Origin of the sequence: Modicisalibacter luteus DSM 23508, from assembly GCF_000378505.1 — a bacterium.
GTDB classification, from domain to species: domain Bacteria; phylum Pseudomonadota; class Gammaproteobacteria; order Pseudomonadales; family Halomonadaceae; genus Modicisalibacter; species Modicisalibacter luteus.
The window spans coordinates 91,650-112,574 of the sequence record NZ_KB899997.1 but is presented as its reverse complement, the minus strand read 5'-3'; the positions used below and the strand labels follow the sequence as shown (position 1 = coordinate 112,574).

Here is a 20,925-nt window from a genome sequence, read left to right as displayed (position 1 = left end):
CGTGTCTCAGATCGGTAGGTGCAGAATCGCCCCTCTCAATCCGCGCGCATCCGCCCACAGTTTGCCCACGGTGATCGGCAGCTTGAAACGCCGCCGCCCTCCCCCACCCGAGTTGAACAGCAGCCGCCCATCCTGCCATTCGTTGCGCGGCTTGTGGGAATGCCCGTGCAGCACGGCATCGCAAGCTGTATCAGGAGCGAAGTCGGCAAGATCATGGACCAGGTGCAATCGCCAGCCATTGACGACGAGATCCTGAGTCACGGGTAGCCGCTCGCCCCAGCCAGGCGTATCGATATTGCCACGTACGGCATACAGCGGCGCCAGGCCGGCCAGACGCGCCAGAATCTCCTCGTCACGTTCACGACTACCCACGTCGCCCAGATGCAGCAGCAGCTCGCAGTCATCGAGCATCACCAGCGCCTCGTCGCGCAGCGTGCCGTGGGTATCGGCGATGACACCGATCGGCGAAGCTATATCGTGAACCGGCGCAGCCATTCCATTATTCCAGCACGTCGGTGACGGCACCCTTGGATGCAGAGTTCACAGTACGCGCGTATTTGGCCAGCACGCCTCGTGTGTAGCGCGGCTCGGGCTGACGCCAGTCGGCCCGGCGTCGTGCCAGTTCGTCGTCACTGATATTGACCTCGATGACGTCGGCCTCGGCATCGATGGTGATCTCGTCACCATCCTCGACCAGGGCGATGGGGCCGCCCTCGAAGGCTTCCGGCGTCACGTGGCCGACCACGAAGCCGTGGCTGCCACCCGAGAATCGTCCGTCGGTAATGAGCGCTACGTCGTTGCCCAGGCCGCGCCCCATGATCGCCGAGGTCGGCGTGAGCATCTCGCGCATGCCCGGGCCGCCCTTGGGCCCTTCGTAGCGGATCACCAGCACGTCGCCAGCGACCACGGTACCGTCGTTGATGCGCGCCTGCGCTTCCTCCTCGGAGCCGAACACCCGGGCGCGCCCGGTGAAGCGCGTGCCCTCCTTGCCGGTGATCTTGGCTACTGCGCCGGTAGGCGCCAGGTTGCCGTACAGGATACGCAGGTGACTCTGCGCCTTGATCGGCTTGTCCAGCGGCATGATGATCTGCTGGTCATCCGGGTAGGGTTTCACGTCGGCCAGGTTCTCGGCCAGCGTCCGGCCGGTCACGGTCAGGCAGTCGCCATGCAGCAGCCCGGCATCGAGCAGCGTCTTCATCAACGGCTGGATGCCGCCGATGGCGACCAGCTCGCTCATCATGTAATGACCGCTGGGGCGCAGGTCGGCAACCACCGGTACGCGTTTACCGATGCGCGTGAAATCCTCCAGCGACAGCTCGACACCGATGGTACTGGCCATGCCGATCAGGTGCAGTATGGCGTTGGTCGAGCCGCCGAGTGCGATGACCACGGTAATGGCATTCTCGAAGGCCTCGCGGGTCATGATGTCGCTGGGCTTGAGGTCACGCTCGAGCAATTCCAGCACCGCCTCACCGGCGGCATGACAATCGTCGCGCTTGGTCTGCGAGACGGCGTTCTGCGCCGAACTGTTGGGCAGGCTCATGCCCAGCGCCTCGATCGCCGACGCCATGGTATTGGCGGTATACATGCCACCGCACGAACCCGGCCCGGGAATCGCTGTCTCCTCGATCTGCTTGACGGCGATGCGGTCGATATCGCCACGTGAGTGGGCGCCCATGGCCTCGAATACCGAGACGATATCGGTGTGGTTCTCGCCGGGCAGGATGGTCCCGCCATAGACGAAGATACTGGGCCGGTTGAGACGTGCCAGCCCCATCATGCAGCCCGGCATGTTCTTGTCGCAGCCACCAATGGCCACCAAGCCGTCGAACCCCTCGCAGCCGGCCACCGTCTCGATGGAATCGGCAATGACCTCGCGTGAGACCAGTGAGTACTTCATGCCCTCGGTGCCGTTGGCGATACCGTCGGAGATGGTGATGGTGTTGAAGATCACACCCTTGCCACCAGCCACATCGGCTCCGAGACGCGCCTGTTCGGCCAAGGTGTCGATATGGCTATTGCACGGCGTGACTTGACTCCAGGTCGAGGCGATGCCCACCTGGGGCTTGGTGAAATCTTCGTCACTGAACCCCACCGCCCGCAGCATGGCGCGGCTGGCGGCCTTTCCCGGACCGTCGACAACCGGGCCGGAGTAACGACGGCGCTTGTCCTGGGGGGTCTCTTCACTCATGGTCTCTCTCCGCGGCGGTATGTATGGTCAGATCAGAGTCTGGCCATGCACCGCCTCGGTTGCAAACCCGAAGCCCCTCTCTTTGGTCCGTCGCTGTGTCAGGCCAAGTCGAACAACAGCAGTTCTGCGTCCTCGAGCCCCGTCACGTCGATGGCCTCGCCAGGCTCAAAGGCGGCGGCATCTCCAGCCGACAGTGCCTGGCCATTGATCTCGACCTTGCCGCGCGCCACGTGCAGCCAGGCGTGGCGGGCATCGGGCACGACGAACGACAGTGCTTGTGCAGGGGCCACCAGCGAGGCGTACAGGTTGACATCCTGATGCACCGTGACTGCGCCATCTCGTCCATCGCGCGAGGCGACCAGCCGCCACTGATCCTGGCGATCGGCCACGGGAAACGCTTTCTGTTCGTAGCTGGGCGCAATACCGGCACGCTCAGGTTCGATCCAGATCTGTAGAAAGTGTACCTGGCGATCCCTGGCGTTATTGAACTCGCTATGACGCACACCGGTGCCCGCCGACATACGCTGGACCTCACCGGGACGGATGATCTCACCGTTGCCCATACTGTCCTGGTGAGCCAGCTCGCCCTCCAGAACGTAGGAGATGATTTCCATGTCACGGTGGGCATGAGCACCAAAGCCCTTGCCGCCCTCGACACGGTCCTCGTTGATCACCCGCAGCGCCCTGAATCCCATATGCGCAGGATCGTAATAGTTGGCGAACGAGAAAGTGTGAAAAGAGCGCAACCAGCCATGGTCGGCGTAACCGCGCTGATTCCCTGGACGAACGATCATGATGATTTCCTCCGTTTGGAGTGGCTAGATGAAGTCAGACGTGCTGCGCCCAGCGGCGATCGAGTGACACGCTACCGGCACCACTGAAGACCAGCGAGACCGAAATGGCCAGCAGGGCCAAGGCGAACTCGTAACCGTTATTGCTCATGAACAGGCCATTGCCGATATGCACGCTAAAGATCGCCACCAACATGGCAAAGGCCAGCACTGCAGCAGCCGGACGAACCAGCAGGCCCAGCAGCAGCGCCAGCCCGCCGAAAAACTCGGCGCCACCGACCAGCAGCGCCATTAGATACCCCGGCTCGATACCGATCGATGCCAACCATTGCCCGGTCCCTTCGAGACCGTAACCGCCGAACCAGCCAAACAACTTCTGGGCGCCGTGCGCCATGAAGATCAGCCCCACCGGCACGCGCAGGGCCAGTGTCGCCAGGCTGGAGCGGGTGGATACCATCTGAGAGAGTATTTGTGATTTCATGAAAGACTCCTGAGTTCGGTGATGAGTCACTGAACTCAGGATACGCGCTGCTTTCACCGGAAATGTCGCAATGTTTAGCGCAAAACGATCGACGTTTTCGATGATTCCATATCCATGAGGCCCGCTTCATGACGACACGCATCCCCCGTATCAGCCTGGAACAGTGGGCAGTCCTTCAGGCGGTGGTCGACGAAGGCAGCTTCGCTCAGGCCGCAGAGGCGCTGAACAAGAGCCAGTCCTCGGTAAGCTATGCCCTCAAGGGCATGCAGGAGCACCTGCCTGTCGATGTGCTGACATTACGCGGGCGCAAGGCGGAACTCTCGGACGCCGGCGAGGCACTGCTGCGACGCGCCCGGGTGCTGATCGACGAGGCCCTTCGCCTGGAGCGACTGGCCGATAACCTGGCACAAGGCTGGGAGACTGAAGTCCGGCTGGCCGTGGAGATCATCTTTCCGCCCGACCTGCTCGGGCGGGCACTGACTGCCTTCGTCCCCGAGAGCCGCGCCACTCGGGTACAACTGATCGAGTCGGTGCTTTCCGGTACCCACGAGGCCCTGCTTAATCATGAGGCTGACCTGATCGTCACCAATCGCATGCCGCCTGGCTTTCTTGGGCAGGCATTGATGCCGATCGAGTTCATTGCTGTCGCCCATGCCCAGCATGCCTTGCACCAGCTAGAGCGTGAGCTGACATCTCAGGACCTGGCCGGTCATCGCCAGTTCGTGGTCCGCGACAGTGGGCTCAAGCGCCGTCAGGATGCCGGCTGGCTCGGCGCCGAACAGCGCTGGACCGTGTCTCACCTCAAGACTTCAATCCAGTTTGTCACTCAGGGGCTGGGGTTCGCCTGGCTGCCGCGCGAACATATCCGGGAAGAGTTGGCCGCGGGCCAGCTGAAACCGTTGCCGCTCATCGAAGGGGGCAGTCGGCAGGAAACGCTGTATATGGTTTTTGCGGACCGTGACGGGGCGGGACCGGCGACCCGGGCCTTGGCACATGCCCTGCAGGACACGTGCCAGGCCGCCTGCGCCCGAGCAACAGGCAACTGAGTGCCGGGTGCTGTGAGGCGCCACCTAGGTGTATTGCGGGCTGGGCCGCGGCTTCACCATCGCAACCAGTATGCCCACCACGCAGGAGGCCACCAGCGCGCCAGCGAAAGGCGCCAATGTCGGGACACCGCCGGGGAAGCTCGCTGCGAGCAGACCGGCCTGCAAACTGCCTTGGGCAATCCATCCCGGCAACACGGCGCCGACCAGTCCTGCCAAACCACCACTCACGGCCGCTATCGTGCTCATGCGCGACCACAAGCCCAGCAACACCGGCACTACGGCCGTCGCACAAAGCAGATCGGCAATCAGAAACAGGCGCAGCACCGATACGCCCTGCAACGCAATGATCACGACTGGCACCATCAGCGCCACCGTCAGCCAACGCGCGCCATTCAGCGACAACCCCCGCCGCGACAGGCCATCCCCCACGGCCAGCGAGGCAATGCCGTTCTGTAGCGTGTCCACGCTGGAGGCGACCAGCGTTACCGCGAGCACCAGCGCCAAGAGCTTGAGCCAGCCCGGCGCTTCGCTGAGCAGTGCGAAGAACGGCATCGGCGGTTCCCCCAGTCCTATTCCGCTCATTGCCGCGAGAATGCCCAGTCCTCCGACTACCGTGACGACGACAACCGTCGTCACGCCGCCCAGCACAGCGCCCAGCCCCAAGGCCGCCCCGTTCTTGGCCGCCCATACACGCTGCCAGTAGCCCTGATGAAAGAGGTTGGCCGCGGTCACAGCGATCACCAGCGTCAGCGCGACGCCCAGCGCACTGCCGGTCGGCGCGCTGGGCAGCATCGCCTCGGCCGGCATGGCTGGCAGGCGCTGCAGGGCAACAACGCCCACCACGGCGAGCAGCCCGATCAACAACAGGGCCTGCCAACGATCGGTGACCAGGCTCGCCCGCAGCCCACCCAAGGCGGTGTAGGTAAAAGTGATGGCGGCGACTGCGACGACCACCACCCCGCCCGGTACGCCCGACAGCAGCGCAGTAATCCCGCCGATGGCGGTCAACTCCGCGGCCAGAAAGCAGGCCATGTAGAGCACCGAAATCAGCGACACGTAGCGGCGCACGCCATTACCGAAGCGCGATGCCGCGAACTCGCCGATGCTGCGCCCTTCGGGCAGGTGACGACGAATCGCTGGACCGCATAACGCCAGCACGATGAACGGCAGTGCCGAACCAAGCGCATAGCCCCCCAACGCTACAGGACCGACGAACGCCCCCACTTCCGGCGGCGCAAAAAGAATCCATGCACCCATGCCCGAGGCCAGGAAAGACAGTCCCAGGGTCGAAGCATTCTGGGAATTGCGCGCAGTGACGTAATCGTCGAGATTGGTACCGGCGCGGCTGGCGCGCAGGCCAAGAATGGCAAACAGCAACAAGGCAGCGCCCAGCGCCGCCAGGGTGGCGTACAGCATGTCGCTCTTCCTCCGCCGGTATTAACCGGATCAGGTTCCAGGGTCAGCCCAGCAAGAAGCCTCTGCACTCGACCATGCGGCGTTACAGGATGTTGGGATGCTCATTTACCATGCGTAAACTTCGCTCCCTCGTCCTTTTTGCCTGGCCGTCGTTCGATCGCTTCAAGCTCAACAGGACAATCTCAGCCCTACCGGTTGGCAGGACACCCCTGGCGACAGTGAATGAGATGAATTGTGGCCCCGAGGAGCTCGGGTAACGATATGATCGACCGCAAGGCACCCTGTGTAAAGCGCTACGCCTCACGGGAATCAGGAGTCGGATAGCCAGGCACTAATGCCGAGACAAGGGAAAAGCGCTCGCCCTCTGGGAAAGTAGCCCCCCGTGCTCATGGTCGAAGCGGGAGAACAGGCCATGCATGAACCGGCCAAGCGACGAATCGGCACCGAAAACTGCAGTCAAGTGCCGGTCTGCCTTGGCCAGGTGTCCCGCCAACCGCTGGCGCACTTCCTCCTCGCCGAGCAGGGCGACAAGCGTCGTCTTGCCATTATCCTGATCGACATCCTTGCCGTTCACCGCCAATCCATCGGTGAGATCGTCGTAAAGCTGGTACGCCTGACCGAATGCCAGGGCAAAACACTTCAGACGTGACGCGGTGAGTTCGTTCGCGCCGGCGGCGAGCCCCGCCAAGGCCAGGGTTGCCTGGAACAACACGCCTGTCTTGAGCGTGTTCGTCGTGGATACGTCATTCACGCTGCGCAACTGCTGGGATGCATGCAGGTCCTGATACTGCCCCCTGACCAGGCCCTGATCACCGACCGCCCGGGAAAGCTGGGTCACCATCTGCGTACATATTTCAGGAGCGAGACCGGACGCTTCCGACACCAGGCCGAACGCACGACTCAATAGCGCCACCATCGAGAGCATGGCAATGTCCTCACCGTACTGACGATGGGTTGTCGGCCGCCCCCGACGCAGGCTGGCGTCATCCATGCAGGGTAGATCGTCGAGAATCAGCGAGGCGCTGTGGATCATCTCCACGGCACACCCCAGGTCAAGCAGAGGCGGCGAGTCGTTTCCCAGCCCCCTTGCGGTGAGAATCAACAGACAGGGGCGCACGCGCTTGCCACCGGATAGCAGGCAATCGCGCATCGCCAGAGTCACGGGATCGTCTGCCTGCCTCGGCAGTAGTTGTTCCAGGCGTGCATCGATCTGGCAGCGAAGATGGGAAAATTCGCTCGCGGCCACGTTAACGTCTTCGGGTCTATGTGTTATTGAGCCCATCTAGAGACACTCCCGTTATGCACCCCGGCGCGACGTTGTTATCTTGAAGATACGGTGGGTTTGGTATCGATTGACGAACCCCGGATTTCCATTACCCTGCTTGTACAAGTTAGGTATAACTCTAGGTATTACTCTCAACAATAGCAATTTGTCATCCTCAGGCCCAGGAGACGCGCATGGCCGATGGCGATCTGGTAAACCGCAAGAACGATCATCTAGACATCGTACTGGATGAACAGCGTGCACTTGGCCCCGGACAGACGGGCTTCGCACGTTATCAGTTCGTGCATTGCGCCTTGCCACAGTTGCATCTGGATGACATTGATCTGTCTACCCAGCTACTGGGTAAGCCTCTCCGTGCGCCATTACTGATCAGCTCAATGACCGGTGGCGCCGCACGCGCCAAGGCCATCAACCACCATCTGGCCGAGGCTGCCGAAGCCCTTGGCATCGCGCTGGCCATCGGCTCGCAACGAGTGGCGCTTCAGTCCGGCAACGATCATGGACTGACCCGCGACCTGCGCAGGCTTGCGCCGAATATTCCCCTGCTGGGCAATATCGGCGCCGCCCAATTGATCGAGCGGGAAGGCACAGACTGGGCTCGCCGTGCCGTCGAAATGATCGGCGCCGACGCGCTCATCGTCCATCTCAACCCACTTCAGGAAGCCGTCCAGGCTGACGGTGACCGAGACTGGCGGGGCATTCTCGAAGCTATCGAATACCTGGCTGTGGCGCTGGGCGTCCCGATTGTCATCAAGGAGGTTGGGGCCGGCATCTCCGCCTCGGTCGCACGCTCGCTGATCGATGCCGGTGTGGCCGCGATCGATGTGGCTGGGGCCGGCGGCACCAGCTGGGCTGCCGTGGAGGCGGAGCGCTCCTCGGACGACACCTCGCGCAAGATAGCCATGGCCTTCGCTGGCTGGGGCATTCCCACCGCCCTGGCCCTGCAGTCGGTGCGCCAGGCCCTGCCCGACACGCCACTGATCGCCTCGGGCGGCATCAGGGATGGCGTGGATGCCGCCAAGGCGATCCGACTCGGCGCCAATATAGTCGGCCAGGCGGCAGCAGTACTGCACAGCGCCACGCAATCCACCCAGGCGGTGATCGATCACTTCGATATCGTGATCCGCCAGTTGCGCATTGCCTGCTTCTGCACTGGCAGCGCAGACCTTAAGGCCTTGCGTCGCGCCGCACTGATCGATCTTCAGGACCCGGCCTCAGGCAGCCTACATGGCTAAGGAACCGAGACATGTAGGTGTCATTGCGCCCCCTTTCCCCAGCCACTACCAGGCCCTGCAGGCCTTGGCCGTGACATTGATGGAGCGCGGCCACCGTGTGACGTTTATCGGCCAGCCAGACGCCGTGCGCTGGCTAGGCGAGCCACGCATCGGTTTTCACGCAGTCGGGCACGCCAGCCATCCCCCCTATTCACTGGAGCGGACCCTGCGACTGGCCGCCAACCCCGGCGGCCCGCAGGGCCTGCGTCGGTTGATAACAGAACTCGCGCGCACCACCAACATGCTCTGTCGCGAGGTACCCGAGGCATTGCAGACTCTTGGGATAGACGCCCTGCTTTGCGACCAGATGGAAGCCGCTGGCGGGCTGGTTGCCGAGGATGCCGGACTGCTCTATATCTCGGTGGCCTGCGCCTTGCCGGTCAACCGCGAACCCGGCATTCCCCTACCGGTCATGCCGATGGCATATGGCCAAGGGCTACGCTTCAGCCGCATGTACGACGGCAGCGAGCGAGTCTACGATGCCGTAACGCGCCCCCTGCGCCGGGTCATCGCCGATAATGCCAACGCTTTCGGCCTGTCGCCCCGCGACGGACTCCACGACTGCCTCTCGCCCTATGCCCAGATCAGCCAGACGGTGCCAGGCTTCGAGTTGCCGCGCCGGGCTTTGCCCGCCCACTTCCATCATGTCGGGCCACTACGCGCCCCGGCCTCGCCCCAAGACGAACTGGACTTTCCAGTGATGGAAGACCAGCCGCTGGTATTCGCCTCGCTGGGCACGTTGCAAGGGCATCGTTTTCGAGTGTTTAAGCGCATCGCCCGGGCCTGCCGACGCCTCGACGCGAAACTTCTGCTGGCTCACTGCGGCGGGTTGAGTGCCGCTCAGGCGCGCTCACTAGAGCGTGAGGGAGCAACCTGGGTTACCGACTTCGCACCACAGCGCGCCGCCCTGGCTCGTGCCGATGTCGCGGTAACTCATGGTGGTCTCAATACGGTAATGGATGCCTTGTCGGCTCGCACGCCGATGCTCGTGCTGCCTATCGCCTTCGATCAGCCTGGCGTCGCGACCCGCGTCGTACATGCCGGGGTCGGCCTACGCGCTTCACCGACATTTGCCAGCTCTCGGGCATTAGCCAGAAAACTGAATGACTTGTTAAATGGCAGCCGTTATATCGCACCGCTGGATCGCCTGGGATTGGAAGTCGACGCCGCAGGCGGGGCCCCAGCCGCCGCCGACATCATCGAGCGAGTCCTTACCGAGAGTGGGCCGGCCGGGAGGATGGGCTGCATATGACAACGCCGCATTACGATCTGATCCTGGCGGGTGGCGGCCTGGCCAATGGCCTGATTGCGCTGCGTCTCAAGCGCGAGCGGCCGTCGCTTCGCCTGCTGATGCTGGAGCGCGATGCCCGCCCCGGCGGCAATCACACTTGGTCGTTTCACGATAGCGATCTCGACGACGCCCAGCATGCCTGGCTATCGCCCTTGGTCGGTTGCCGCTGGCCGAGCCATCGAGTGGTATTCCCGCAGCGCACGCGTCAGTTGCATGGTGGCTATGCCAGCATTTTCTCGGCGGATTTCGCCCGAGCGCTGGAGATAGCCCTTGACGATGACCTATGGACCGATACGCCAGTCGACACACTGCACCCCACCCAGGTGACGCTGGCCGATGGACGCGTTCTAAATGCCGGTGCCGTGATCGACGGGCGTGGTGTCGAGGCCAGCCCGCATGTGGCACTGGGTTATCAGGCGTTTCTCGGTCAGGAAGTCAGCCTGACGCGTCCGCATGGTCTCGAGCAGCCTATCCTGATGGATGCCAGCGTCGACCAGGGTAACGGCTACCGCTTCGTCTACGTGTTGCCCTTCACGACCGATACGCTGCTCATCGAAGATACCCATTACGTCGATGGGCCAGAAATCGACGAGGCAACCTTGCGTGAGCACATCCAGACGTATGCCGGGGCCCACGGCTGGGAAATTCACGAGGTGCTGCGCGAGGAACGCGGCGTGCTGCCGATCACCCTGGCCGGGAACATCGATGCCTTCTGGCACGATGCCCATGGCCAACCGCGCAGTGGGCTGCGTGCCGGCCTGTTCCACCCCACCACCGGCTACTCGCTGCCACATGCCGTGCGTCTCGCCGAGCATATTGCAAGCCTCGATGACCTGAGCGCCCCGGCGCTGTTCGCTGCCGTCCGCGCCACGGCACACCGGGAATGGCGCCGCCAAGGCTACTTTCGGCTGCTCAACCGCATGTTGTTCCTGGCCGGGCGCAGCGACCAGCGCTGGCGTGTCATGCAGCGTTTTTACGGCTTGCCGGAGCCACTCATCGAGCGTTTCTACGCCGGCCGACTCACGGCTGCCGACAAGTTTCGCATCGTGATCGGCAAGCCACCAGTGCCACTGGGCGAAGCGGCCCGCGCTGTGCGTTTGACCCGCCCCGAGCAAGTCGTCTTTCACCAACACAGGAACCGCCCATGACCCAGCCTAAGCGTGCCGTGGTGATCGGTGCCGGCTTCGGTGGCCTGGCCTTGGCCATTCGCCTGCAAGCCGGCGGCTACCAGACCACTTTGCTGGAGAAGCGCGACAAGCCCGGCGGCCGTGCCTACGTCTATGAGGATCAGGGCTTCGTTTTCGACGCCGGCCCCACGGTGATTACCGATCCCTCTGCCCTGGCAGAGTTGTTCAACCTCGCCGGCAAGCGGCTGGAAGATTACGTCGAGCTGCTGCCGGTCTCGCCGTTCTATCGCCTGTGCTGGGAGGATGCCCCCGCCTTCGATTACGTCAACGATCAGGCTGCGCTCGAACGGCAGATCGCTGAGCGCAGACCTGCCGACGTCGAGGGTTACCGGCAGTTCCTAGCCTATTCCCGCGACGTGTTCGAGGAGGGGTATCGCAAGCTCGGCGCCGTGCCGTTTTTAACGTTCCGTGACATGGTGCGTGCCGGGCCGCAGCTGGCACGGCTCCAGGCCTGGCGTAGCGTCTATAGCATGGTGTCGCACTTCATTCAGGACGAGCATTTACGTCAAGCGTTCTCATTTCACTCACTGCTGGTGGGGGGCAATCCGTTCGCCACGTCATCGATCTACACCCTGATTCATGCCTTGGAGCGCGAGTGGGGTGTATGGTTTCCGCGTGGCGGTACAGGCGCGCTGGTACGCGGGATGGTCCAGCTGTTCGAGGATTTGGGCGGTGAGCTCGAACTGAATGCGCCGGTCAAGCGCATCGAGGTCACCGATGATCGCATTAGCGGGGTTACTGTCGAGGATGGTCGCCATTACCAGGCCGACGCGCTGGCCTCCAACGCCGATGTCATGCACACCTATGACCAACTGCTCGGCACTCACCCGCGCGGCATACGCCAGGCCAAGTCACTGGGCCGCAAGCGCTTCAGCATGTCGCTGTTCGTGATCTACTTCGGCCTCGATAGGCCGCCAGAAAACCTGGAACATCACACGGTCTGCTTCGGGCCACGCTATCGCGAGTTGATCGATGACATCTTCAATGGCGAAACGCTGGCCGATGATTTCTCGCTCTACCTGCATGCGCCGTGCGTCACCGACCCGTCACTGGCGCCGCCCGGCTGCAGCGCGCATTACGTGCTCGCCCCGGTGCCGCACTTGGGCAAGGCGCCCATCGATTGGGCCGTCGAAGGGCCACGCTATCGCGACCGTATTCTCGAGTATCTTGAGCGTTATTACATACCCGGGCTACGAGACCACTTGGTCACCTGCCGTCACTTTACCCCCGAGGATTTCCGCGACGAGCTCAACGCCCATCTGGGTTCGGCGTTCTCACTGGAGCCCATACTCACCCAGAGCGCCTGGTTCCGACCGCACAACCGCGACGCTAGGATCGACAACCTCTATCTGGTAGGTGCCGGCACCCACCCAGGCGCCGGTGTGCCGGGAGTGATTGGTTCAGCCAAGGCCACGGCCAGCCTGATGCTGGAGCAGCTCGGCGCATGAGCGAAACGACTCACCTGAACGACCTGGCGCACCATGCCACCCAGACCATCCAGGCCGGTTCGAAGAGCTTCGCCACTGCCTCGCGATTGTTCGATCCCGCCACTCGGCGCAGCGCCGTGATGCTCTATGCCTGGTGTCGACACTGCGACGACGTAATCGACGGACAGGAACTGGGATTCGGGCAGGCCAAAGGCGAGCGCGCCGACGCGGCCTGCCTGGCCGAGCTACGCGAAACGACGCGCCGCGCCTACGCCAGCGAGACAATAATGGATAGCCCGCCCTTCGCTGCCTTCCAGCAGGTCGCCCTGACCCACCGTATTCCCGAACGCTACCCCATGGACCACCTCGACGGCTTCGCCATGGATGTGCATCGTCATCGTTACGAAACGCTCGAGGATACGCTGACCTACTGTTACCGCGTCGCTGGCGTGGTGGGCGTGATGATGGCCATGGTGATGGGAGTACGTGATGAACCGACCCTGGACCGGGCCTGCGATCTGGGTCTGGCCTTCCAACTGACCAACATTGCTCGCGATATCGTCGAGGATGCCGGTATCGGCCGTTGCTACCTGCCGGCCGAATGGCTGCGCGAAATGAATATCCCGCCCGACCAGATCGCCACCCCATACCATCGCGACGCCTTGGCGGTGCTTGCAGCACGACTGGTCGACCTGGCGGAACCCTACTACCAATCCGCCCGGGGCGGGCTCAATGCGCTATCGCCTCGCTCAGCCTGGGCCATCGCCACCGCGCACGGCGTCTATCGAGAAATCGGCGTGAAGGTTAAGGCGCAAGGTGCCAGGGCGTGGGATGCCCGGGCCTCTACCAGCCGGGCGGACAAGCTGCGACTACTGGCCCGAGGGTCGCTCCTGGCGCTTCGCTCCAGGGTTGGCACACCCGAGCCAAGGCCGGCCGGGTTGTGGACGAGGCCTAGAGACTAGGAGTCCTCGTCGCGCTTTAACGGCCCATCGTGCAACTCACGCAGTTGCCGCTTGAGGGTACTCACCGGGGGCGCGACCAGGAAACCGAAAGAGACGCAGCCATCCTTGCCTTGCACGGCATGATGCATGCGGTGGGCTTGATAGAGCCGCTTCAGGTAGCCGCGACGAGGCACGTAACGGAACGGCCAGCGCTGGTGCACCAGGCCGTCGTGGGCCAGAAAGTACAGAAAACCGTACGCAGTCATGCCGGCACCGATCCACTGCAGCGGGTACCGCCCCGCCGTACCCAAGGCGATCAAAGCAATCGCCACACCGGCAAACACCACGGCATACAAGTCGTTCTTCTCGAACCAGCCGGTGCGCTCAGGCGAATCGTGCGGCTCATGGTGCGAGCGGTGCCATGCCCACCCCCAACCATGCATGATGTACTTGTGCGCAAACCAGGCGAACGCCTCCATGCCGGCCACTGTCAGCAGGACGATCAGAGTGTTCAACATATAACTCATGGTGGTCTCGTCTCCCGTGCCTTGACAGGACACTGACGTTTTGCCGTACCGCTACTGTACAAGTTACCGGCGTGAGTCGACAGGCCAGACTGGTAGAGATTTTATTCTTACCCATACATAAAAGCCGCCGCCCGAAGGCGGCGGAAGGGGGGCACGTCAGAAGGGGTACACCTCACCCCATCGAGATCGTGCTGTTGATGCCACTGGAGACGTTCTCGGGCTCGAACCAGCGGGCGGTGACGGTCTTGGTCTGGGTCCAGAAGGCGATGGCCTGCTTGCCGTTGGGGCCAAGATCGCCGAGCTTGGAGGCGCGTGAGCCAGTGAAGCTGAAATAAGCCACCGGTACCGGGATCGGCACGTTGATGCCGACCTGGCCGACATCGATGTCGCTCTCGAAGCGCTTGGCCGCCCAACCGGAGTTGGTGAAGATTGCCGTGCCGTTGCCGTTGGGGTTGGCGTTGATGAACTCGATGGCGTCGTCCAGCGTCTCGACACCTGCTACGCACAATACCGGGCCGAAGATTTCTTCCTTGTAGATGGTCATCTCGGCGGTTACATCACTAAAGATAGTCGGGCCGACGAAATTGCCGTCCGGGTAACCTTCCACCTGAATGTTGCGTCCATCCAGCGCCAGCGTCGCCCCTTCCGCTTCGCCGGTGCCGATGAGTTGCACCACGCGATCACGCGCGGCTGGTGAAACCAGCGGTCCGAGGTCGGCGTCGCGCTGAGTGCCGGGGCCGACCTTCATCGCCCGGGACTTCTCGACGATTTCGTCCAGCCATTGGCGAGCCTCGCCGACCAGTACCAGTACCGAATTGGCCATGCAGCGTTGGCCAGCTGCGCCGAAGGCGGAGCCGAGGATATTATTGATGGCCTGGCTGCGGTTGGCGTCGGGCATGATCACACAGTGGTTCTTGGCGCCCATCATCGCCTGTACGCGCTTGCCCGCCTTACCAGCCCGTTCGTGGATCAGGGTGCCGATACGCGTCGAGCCGATGAACGACAGCGCCTTGATGTCAGGATGGTCGCACAGCCGGCTAGCCACGTCCGGGCCGCCATGCACCACGTTGAGTACCCCGGCGGGTACACCGGCTTCGTGGGCCAGTTCAACCAGCCGCATGGTCGACGATGGATCCTGCTCGGAAGGCTTGAGCACGAAGGTATTGCCTGTCGCAATGGCCAACGGAAACATGAAGCACGGCAACATCACCGGGAAGTTGAAGGCGGTGATGCCGGCGCCCACGCCCAGCGGCTGGTTCAACGAATAGACATTGACGTCGCTGGCGGCATTCTCGGCAATCTCGCCGAGCTGCAGCGTGGTAATCGAGCAGGCATGTTCGACTACCTCCAGCCCACGCCCCACCTCGCCTTCGGCATCCGGCAAGGTCTTGCCATGCTCCTCGGTGATCAGTTCTGCAAGCTCGGCGGTATGTTCACGAATCAACGCCTGGAAGGCCAGCATGATGCGCATGCGCTTGGCCAGCGACACCTTTCGCCAACTCTTGAATGCAGCCTTGGCGCTGGCCACGGCACGGTCGACTTCTTCAACGGTGCAGAACGGCACCCTTGCCACGACTTCCTGGGTTGCCGGATTGACCACGTCCCGCCATTCCTGAGTCTGTGATTGTACGGGCTGGCCATCGATATACAGGGAAATTTCTCGAACGGACATGGGGTGCTCCTGGTTCGTTGTCTTTATTGGATATGCGCTATGACACCGCGAAACGCCACAATAGTGATCCTTCGAGTCTAGTCAGGGGTCGAATTGACAGACAACCGGCACCGCAGCACATTACTTGTGCACTCATGCACAAGGCATACCGGCATGCTGGATTGGCAGGACATCCAGATCTTTCTCGAAGTGGCGCGTTGCGAGCGGCTCACCGATGCCGCGCGTCGTCTGGGCCTGGACCACTCCACCCTGTCGCGACGCATTCGGCGTTTCGAGACACGTCTCAACACCCAGTTGTTCGAACGCAGCACACGAGGCTATCGCCTCACCGATGCCGGCCAGCGCCTACTCGGCCACGCCGAGGAAATGGCCCGTCACGCCATCGGTGCCCGCGAGACGCTGGGCGACCAGAATCACCAGGTCAGCGGCCAGATCCGGCTGGGCGTCACCGAAGGTTTCGGCACCTGGGTGATCGCGCCGCTGCTGGCCGCCTTTTGCGAGCGGTACCCCCGCATTACCGTGGACCTCCTGGCCCTGCCACGCATGATCAACCTCAGCCGTCACGAAGCCGACCTGGCAATCACACTGGACCGGCCTACCAGCCCCGGCCTGGTAGTGTCACGGCTGTGCAATTACGCACTGCGACTGTATGGCAGCCATCGCTACCTGCAGCGTCACGGCACCCCCAAGGTCCTGGCGGACCTGCCCCACCATCGGCTGATCGGCTACGTCGACGACCTGATTTTCAGCGAGCAACTCAACTACCTGGTCCCGCTACTCGATGCAGATGCCAATCCTGGTTCGTCGCCACATTTCAGCCTGCGCAGTACCAGCGTCTCGACCCAGCTCAGCGCCGCCCGCCACGGTGCCGGCCTGGCGATCCTGCCCTGCTTCATGGCCTCGGGGTGCGATGAACTGATCGAACTGCTCGGCAGCGAGATCGAGATTCGCCGTCAGTTCTGGATCGTGTCACGTCAGGAACAGCGCCAGCTTGCCCGGGTCAGGCTGTTGTGGGAGTTCCTGCGTGACGCGATCGAGCGCAACCACGATTTTCTTTTGGGCGAGCCGGTGGCACTAGAAGTGCCCCAGGATGGAGCGGAGTGAGCTTAAGTTCCGCAAAATGTCCGGAATACCTGCTCGCTCGGCTCCGCTGGGAGGGTATACGCCTCACGGCCGGGCTGCTCCTCGAAGGGCTTGGCCAGCACTTCGCGCAGCGTCTCGAAGGGACTGAAATCGCCCTGGTAAGCCGCCGATAGCGCTTCCTCGACCTTATGGTTGCGGGGAATGTAGAGCGGGTTGACCGCCCGCATACGCGTGGCGATGGTAGCGGCATCAACGTCCTCACGCGCCAGCCGGGCCTGCCACAGTTCCAGCCAGGTTTCCAGGGGTTCGGTGCGCTCGAAGAGTTCGAACAGTGCCTGTCGCCCTTCGGTAGACTCCGCCACGTCGGCCAGTTGCCGAAAGCTCAGGGTGAAGTCGGCACGCCCGGCGTGAAGCGCCTCGAGCAGAGAGTCGGCGAGCTCGCCGTCGCCTTCCTCTTCTCGAACCAGCCCAAGCTTGGCGCGCATCACCGCAAGCCATTCGCCTTCGTACTGGCCAGGGTAGGCTTCGATCACCTTGGTGGCCCGTTCGACGGCACGCTCCTGCTCGGTGTCGATCAACGGCAGCAGGGTCTCGGCAAAGCGCGCCAGGTTCCACTGAATGATGCCCGGCTGGTTGCCATAGGCGTAGCGACCACCCTCGTCGATAGAACTGAACACCTTGCGCGGGTCGTAGGCTTCCATGAACGCGCAGGGGCCGAAGTCAATGGTTTCGCCCGAGATCGCGGTGTTGTCGGTATTCATCACGCCATGGATGAAGCCTACGCCCATCCAGCGGGCAACCAGTGCAGCCTGGCGCGCCTGTACAGCCTCCAGCAGGGCCAAGTAGCGCTCTTCCTCGGGATGCTCGCGCAGTTCGGGGTAGTGACGATCAATGACGTGATCGGCCAGGGTGCGCACCCCGTCAATGTCGCCACGGGCAGCGAAGTACTGGAAGGTGCCCACGCGAATGTGGCTCGACGCCACGCGCGTCACCACGCCGCCAGGCTCCGGGGTGCGGCGGACGACCCGCTCGCCAGTGGTCACCGCCGCCAGTGCCCGCGTGGTAGGAATGCCCATGGCGTGCATCGCCTCGCTGACAAGATACTCACGCAGTACCGGCCCCAGCGGCGCGCGACCATCGCCGCCACGCGAGAACGGCGTGCGCCCGGCTCCCTTGAGCTGAATGTCGCGCAGCCTTCCCTGGCGATCGGTGACTTCACCCAGCAGCACGGCGCGACCATCGCCCAGGCGTGGCACGAAATTGCCGAACTGGTGGCCGGCATAGGCCATGGCCAGCGGCTCGGCTCCCGGCGGCACCGTGTTGCCGGCGAACCAGGCCGCGGCCTGATCGGTGTCGAAGGCGTCGAGGTCGAAGCCGAGTTCCTCGGCCAGGGGACGGTTGAAGGCAACCAGTTCGGGTGCCTTCACGGGAACGGGGTCGAAGTGCTCGTAGAAGCGCTCCGGAAGTCGTGCATAGTGCAACGTAAACGCAGAAAACATCGCAGCTCCAGTGGCTTCCAGCCGAATGGCAAATGACATCCTGTCCCGATCAGCGTAGGTCATGCCAGGCAGAGATGCTGGCAGTAAATGCGGTCAGGACGGAGGATAGCGTTGGCGCAATTCGTCATCATACTCGCCGTATCCATGCCCCACATAAACCTGAGGCAACCACTGCAGGTCGTGGCCGAGTACATCCATCCACTTGCGCAACTCGATAACCTCGAGCCAGGCCTGTGGCAGTCCGCCGAGGCCGAATTTCAGCCCCAGCAGGTTGCCGGCAAGCAAGCCGATTCCCTTGCTGTCGCCGGCGTGATTGACCGCCCACAGCGCACCTTCGCGGTAGTCCCTGGCGGCCAGGGCACACCATACAGCAACGGCTAGTGACACCTGAGCGCTCCGATCGGTACCCAGCATTTCGATGCCTTGCGGCGAAGGCACACTGCCTTGAGCATGAAAGTCGAGCACCGCCTCGAGGAGAAAGCGAATCCGTGCCTGACAACGCGGCAGACTGGCGCGTTCTTCATCGTCAGCGATATAGAAGTCGATGCAAGCCCCGCTCTCCATGAAGGCCAGGGCCTGGGGCAACAACGTTTCGAGGGGCTGTTCGCTTTCCAGCAGGCCGTTGATCAGGTAGGCGAACACACCGGCACTGAGGTAGGCGCAGGGATGGCCATGGGTGAGACGTGCTGTTTCGCTGGCCACCGAGAAGGCTCGTTCGCGGTGTCGCAGCAAAAAGTCGCTCCACGGGAACAGGCCGATCGGGGCGGCGCGTGTCAGGGCAGCGCAGTGATTGACCTTATTGTACGGTTGCCAGGTAAGGGCGGGTGACTGTTCAAGAGCTGCCAGGCTGGTCGCATCCGGCGAGCGCCGCTGATGCAAGCGCTCATCGGTCACCAGGCCGATTTCATCGTCTATCGGGCTCAGTGACGGCGTAATCCCCTGGGTAATGGCCCAGCGTATCAGGGCATGATGAATGGCAGCGACCGGGTCGTAGATGTCGCGCTCCTGAATACGTATATAGGCACGCAGCATACCTTCAGCGGTAAACAGCATCGTCTGGGTGTCGCCAGTCACGCTCCCCCGCCCCCCATCGCCCCCCACCAGGTCATCAACCCCGTCGGGGCCGAAACGAGCGCAAATCTGCTCCCAGCCCAGCGAGTCGACCGGTGCGCCCAGAGCATTGCCGATCGCCCCGCCAAACAGACAAGCCTGTGTCAGTTCGATCCGTGGTGCCGTAATCATCGCCCCCTCCCGCTCCCCGAAATGGAGCAGGCTAGAGCCAGCATACGACAATGGGTGTCGCTCGCCACCTGCCTTCGGACACATTACCACTCAGGTACCAGAACAAGAGCAGATTACCTGCGCATCATGACCAGATGCGCCATTCCCGCAGAGCCAGATACGTCATTCACCGGGCAGTCCTTCCTCGGCATTGCACCGAAGTCCTGTACACTGATCTTACGCCGTGTTGAAGGTATCCCTGATGATCAAGCTGATAACCTGGCCTGTTCATGTCCTGAATAGCTTTCGTCAGAGCATCGCCTACCTGACCAGCTTGATTACCCTGGCCTATCTGGCATTGGCACTGCTTGTCGTGCTGTTGCCCGTCGACTCCTCCATCCTTCCGGGCTTTCTCGATTTCGTGAATTTCGATGACCCCGATACGGCGCGAACCCTGCTGGCGACGTTGATCGCGGGCATGATCTCGTTGATGGTGTTCAGCTTCTCCATGGTCATGTCCGTGCTCACCCAGGCCGGAGGCAACTTTTCTCACAAGTTAGTCTTTGGGTTGGTCACGGAGCGCCGCCACCAGCAAGTGCTTGGCCACTATCTGGGCACGATCCTCTACATCCTGGTGTTGTTGATGGTCCCCGTGGATGGGAGAACACCGGACGTCTGGCGTTCGCTGGCGGCCTACCTCGGTGCGGGCATGGTGATCAATTGCCTGGCGCTGTTCGTCTACTTCATCCATAACGCCTCTCAATCCGTACAGATCAATGCCATAACGCAACAACTCCATGAGTCCGCGCTGCGCTCCATGGAGCGCCTCCAGGCCAGGCAACGGCACAACCAATGGTGCTACGTTGGGCACCGGGACATTTCCGACAACCGGTGCCACTATATCCATGCCCGACAGAGCGGCTACATACAGCGCGCCGACCTTCAAGAGCTGGCCCAACTCGCCAAGGCGGCGGACTGTGTAATCCATTTCAACTTCGCTCTGGGCGACTTCATCGTCAGAGGTTTTCCGATATTGAAAATAGAGTCGGAGCAGCCTCCCGATGACGAGTGGAGCGAAGCCGTCGTTTGCTATCTGGAGTACGTGGAAGGCGAGTCCATCCAGGACTTGTACGTCAATGGGCTTACCCAACTCATGGAGATAGCCGTAAAAGCGCTATCACCGGGGATCAACGATCCGGGAACCGCCCGCCTGTGCCTTCATCAGATCACCGAACTGCTCTGCGAACGCCTCAAATTCCAACCCTGCAACACGTTAGCGGATGAGACGGGGCGTGACCGGGTTACGTGGCCCGAAGAGTCCCTGGAGAGCCTTCTCTACAAGCTGTACACCCCCATTCTTCATTATGGGCGTGACGATGTAAGCATCTGTCTTGCTCTCCTGAAATCCCTGAAAACCTTGTCGTTGTTCGCCGATATGAGACAAAGGGATCTCCTCCAGGCGCACGCTCAGCGAGTTGTCGACGCGCTTTCGGAGTTGGCTGCCGATCCACTGGATAGCCAGTTCATCCTGGAGCGACTGGATGGCGGGACACATCGCCTCGCCCTGTCGAAAGACCCGTTCAAGTAGGGGCT

Annotated in this window: 18 protein-coding genes; 8 read left to right on the top strand and 10 right to left on the bottom strand. The window is 62.4% G+C overall.

The window, feature by feature from the left end; genetic code table 11:
* Window positions 1-6: 6 nt before the first annotated feature.
* From F568_RS0114175 to F568_RS0114160, 4 genes are all read right to left on the bottom strand, one after another.
* Complete coding sequence (locus F568_RS0114175; protein WP_019019405.1) at window positions 7-495, bottom strand: metallophosphoesterase family protein; 489 nt, start codon at window positions 493-495, stop codon at window positions 7-9.
* Window positions 496-499: 4 nt separating this feature from the next.
* Complete coding sequence (gene ilvD, locus F568_RS0114170; protein ID WP_019019404.1) at window positions 500-2,191, bottom strand: dihydroxy-acid dehydratase; 1,692 nt, start codon at window positions 2,189-2,191, stop codon at window positions 500-502.
* 98 nt (window positions 2,192-2,289) lie between these two features.
* A complete protein-coding gene (locus tag F568_RS0114165) occupies window positions 2,290-2,985 on the bottom strand; it encodes a pirin family protein (protein WP_019019403.1) in 696 nt (231 codons plus the stop codon).
* A 34-nt stretch (window positions 2,986-3,019) separates the two neighbouring features.
* On the bottom strand, window positions 3,020-3,463 hold the full coding sequence (locus F568_RS0114160; protein ID WP_026300553.1) for a DoxX family protein: 444 nt from the start codon (window positions 3,461-3,463) through the stop codon (window positions 3,020-3,022).
* Between the two features lie 128 nt (window positions 3,464-3,591).
* On the opposite strand from F568_RS0114160, the gene F568_RS0114155 reads away from it, so the two are divergent.
* Entirely contained in the window at window positions 3,592-4,509 is a 918-nt protein-coding gene (locus tag F568_RS0114155) for a LysR family transcriptional regulator (protein ID WP_019019401.1), read from the top strand.
* A gap of 24 nt (window positions 4,510-4,533) precedes the next feature.
* Here F568_RS0114155 and F568_RS0114150 read toward each other — a convergent pair whose 3' ends face one another.
* Window positions 4,534-5,925, bottom strand: coding sequence for an SLC5/6 family protein (locus tag F568_RS0114150; protein ID WP_019019400.1), 1,392 nt, complete (start codon window positions 5,923-5,925; stop codon window positions 4,534-4,536).
* A gap of 331 nt (window positions 5,926-6,256) precedes the next feature.
* Window positions 6,257-7,171, bottom strand: a complete 915-nt coding sequence (locus F568_RS0114145; RefSeq protein WP_169338676.1) for a polyprenyl synthetase family protein — start codon at window positions 7,169-7,171, stop codon at window positions 6,257-6,259.
* Window positions 7,172-7,383: 212 nt separating this feature from the next.
* Here F568_RS0114145 and fni point away from each other — a divergent pair, with 212 nt between their 5' ends.
* From fni to crtB, 5 genes are read left to right on the top strand one after another with little or no spacing between them, the layout of a single operon-like run.
* Complete coding sequence (gene fni / locus F568_RS0114140; protein ID WP_019019398.1) at window positions 7,384-8,445, top strand: type 2 isopentenyl-diphosphate Delta-isomerase; 1,062 nt, start codon at window positions 7,384-7,386, stop codon at window positions 8,443-8,445.
* The gene (locus tag F568_RS0114135; RefSeq protein ID WP_019019397.1) at window positions 8,438-9,736 is read left to right on the top strand and encodes a glycosyltransferase; all 1,299 of its coding nucleotides are present in this window, start codon (window positions 8,438-8,440) and stop codon (window positions 9,734-9,736) included. The genes fni and F568_RS0114135 overlap by 8 nt, the downstream gene beginning before the upstream one ends.
* A complete protein-coding gene (gene crtY, locus F568_RS0114130; RefSeq protein WP_019019396.1) occupies window positions 9,733-10,923 on the top strand; it encodes a lycopene beta-cyclase CrtY in 1,191 nt (396 codons plus the stop codon). The genes F568_RS0114135 and crtY overlap by 4 nt, the downstream gene beginning before the upstream one ends.
* Window positions 10,920-12,410 carry a phytoene desaturase gene (locus F568_RS0114125; protein ID WP_019019395.1) on the top strand — a complete coding sequence of 497 codons (1,491 nt, stop codon included), beginning with the start codon at window positions 10,920-10,922 and terminating at the stop codon, window positions 12,408-12,410. The genes crtY and F568_RS0114125 overlap by 4 nt, the downstream gene beginning before the upstream one ends.
* A complete protein-coding gene (gene crtB, locus F568_RS0114120) occupies window positions 12,407-13,351 on the top strand; it encodes a 15-cis-phytoene synthase CrtB (RefSeq protein WP_019019394.1) in 945 nt (314 codons plus the stop codon). The genes F568_RS0114125 and crtB overlap by 4 nt, the downstream gene beginning before the upstream one ends.
* On the opposite strand, the gene F568_RS0114115 is transcribed toward crtB, so the two are convergent.
* Window positions 13,348-13,857, bottom strand: coding sequence for a sterol desaturase family protein (locus F568_RS0114115; protein ID WP_019019393.1), 510 nt, complete (start codon window positions 13,855-13,857; stop codon window positions 13,348-13,350). The two genes, crtB and F568_RS0114115, sit on opposite strands and share 4 nt — an antisense overlap.
* Before the next feature lie 172 nt (window positions 13,858-14,029).
* Window positions 14,030-15,529: a CoA-acylating methylmalonate-semialdehyde dehydrogenase gene (locus F568_RS0114110; protein WP_019019392.1), complete on the bottom strand. Its 1,500-nt coding sequence runs from the start codon at window positions 15,527-15,529 to the stop codon at window positions 14,030-14,032.
* Between the two features lie 153 nt (window positions 15,530-15,682).
* Here F568_RS0114110 and F568_RS0114105 point away from each other — a divergent pair, with 153 nt between their 5' ends.
* Entirely contained in the window at window positions 15,683-16,633 is a 951-nt protein-coding gene (locus F568_RS0114105) for a LysR family transcriptional regulator (protein WP_019019391.1), read from the top strand.
* 2 nt (window positions 16,634-16,635) lie between these two features.
* On the opposite strand, the gene F568_RS0114100 is transcribed toward F568_RS0114105, so the two are convergent.
* On the bottom strand, window positions 16,636-18,111 hold the full coding sequence (locus F568_RS0114100; RefSeq protein WP_019019390.1) for a protein adenylyltransferase SelO: 1,476 nt from the start codon (window positions 18,109-18,111) through the stop codon (window positions 16,636-16,638).
* Between the two features lie 93 nt (window positions 18,112-18,204).
* Window positions 18,205-19,353, bottom strand: coding sequence for an ADP-ribosylglycohydrolase family protein (locus F568_RS0114095; protein WP_019019389.1), 1,149 nt, complete (start codon window positions 19,351-19,353; stop codon window positions 18,205-18,207).
* Window positions 19,354-19,594: 241 nt separating this feature from the next.
* On the opposite strand from F568_RS0114095, the gene F568_RS0114090 reads away from it, so the two are divergent.
* On the top strand, window positions 19,595-20,920 hold the full coding sequence (locus tag F568_RS0114090; protein ID WP_019019388.1) for a DUF2254 domain-containing protein: 1,326 nt from the start codon (window positions 19,595-19,597) through the stop codon (window positions 20,918-20,920).
* Window positions 20,921-20,925: the final 5 nt, after the last annotated feature.

Excerpts from the sequence above, each read along its gene's own strand:
- F568_RS0114105 (WP_019019391.1), top strand. The coding sequence starts at position 15,683 with ATGCTGGATTGGCAGGACATCCAGATCTTTCTCGAAGTGGCGCGTTGC.
- F568_RS0114125 (WP_019019395.1), top strand. The coding sequence starts at position 10,920 with ATGACCCAGCCTAAGCGTGCCGTGGTGATCGGTGCCGGCTTCGGTGGC.
- F568_RS0114110 (WP_019019392.1), bottom strand. The coding sequence starts at position 15,529 with ATGTCCGTTCGAGAAATTTCCCTGTATATCGATGGCCAGCCCGTACAA.
- F568_RS0114165 (WP_019019403.1), bottom strand. The coding sequence starts at position 2,985 with ATGATCGTTCGTCCAGGGAATCAGCGCGGTTACGCCGACCATGGCTGG.
- F568_RS0114115 (WP_019019393.1), bottom strand. The coding sequence starts at position 13,857 with ATGAGTTATATGTTGAACACTCTGATCGTCCTGCTGACAGTGGCCGGC.
- F568_RS0114100 (WP_019019390.1), bottom strand. The coding sequence starts at position 18,111 with ATGTTTTCTGCGTTTACGTTGCACTATGCACGACTTCCGGAGCGCTTC.
- F568_RS0114090 (WP_019019388.1), top strand. The coding sequence starts at position 19,595 with ATGATCAAGCTGATAACCTGGCCTGTTCATGTCCTGAATAGCTTTCGT.
- fni (WP_019019398.1), top strand. The coding sequence starts at position 7,384 with ATGGCCGATGGCGATCTGGTAAACCGCAAGAACGATCATCTAGACATC.
- crtB (WP_019019394.1), top strand. The coding sequence starts at position 12,407 with ATGAGCGAAACGACTCACCTGAACGACCTGGCGCACCATGCCACCCAG.
- F568_RS0114160 (WP_026300553.1), bottom strand. The coding sequence starts at position 3,463 with ATGAAATCACAAATACTCTCTCAGATGGTATCCACCCGCTCCAGCCTG.
- F568_RS0114135 (WP_019019397.1), top strand. The coding sequence starts at position 8,438 with ATGGCTAAGGAACCGAGACATGTAGGTGTCATTGCGCCCCCTTTCCCC.
- F568_RS0114095 (WP_019019389.1), bottom strand. The coding sequence starts at position 19,353 with ATGATTACGGCACCACGGATCGAACTGACACAGGCTTGTCTGTTTGGC.
- F568_RS0114175 (WP_019019405.1), bottom strand. The coding sequence starts at position 495 with ATGGCTGCGCCGGTTCACGATATAGCTTCGCCGATCGGTGTCATCGCC.
- ilvD (WP_019019404.1), bottom strand. The coding sequence starts at position 2,191 with ATGAGTGAAGAGACCCCCCAGGACAAGCGCCGTCGTTACTCCGGCCCG.
- F568_RS0114150 (WP_019019400.1), bottom strand. The coding sequence starts at position 5,925 with ATGCTGTACGCCACCCTGGCGGCGCTGGGCGCTGCCTTGTTGCTGTTT.
- F568_RS0114155 (WP_019019401.1), top strand. The coding sequence starts at position 3,592 with ATGACGACACGCATCCCCCGTATCAGCCTGGAACAGTGGGCAGTCCTT.
- crtY (WP_019019396.1), top strand. The coding sequence starts at position 9,733 with ATGACAACGCCGCATTACGATCTGATCCTGGCGGGTGGCGGCCTGGCC.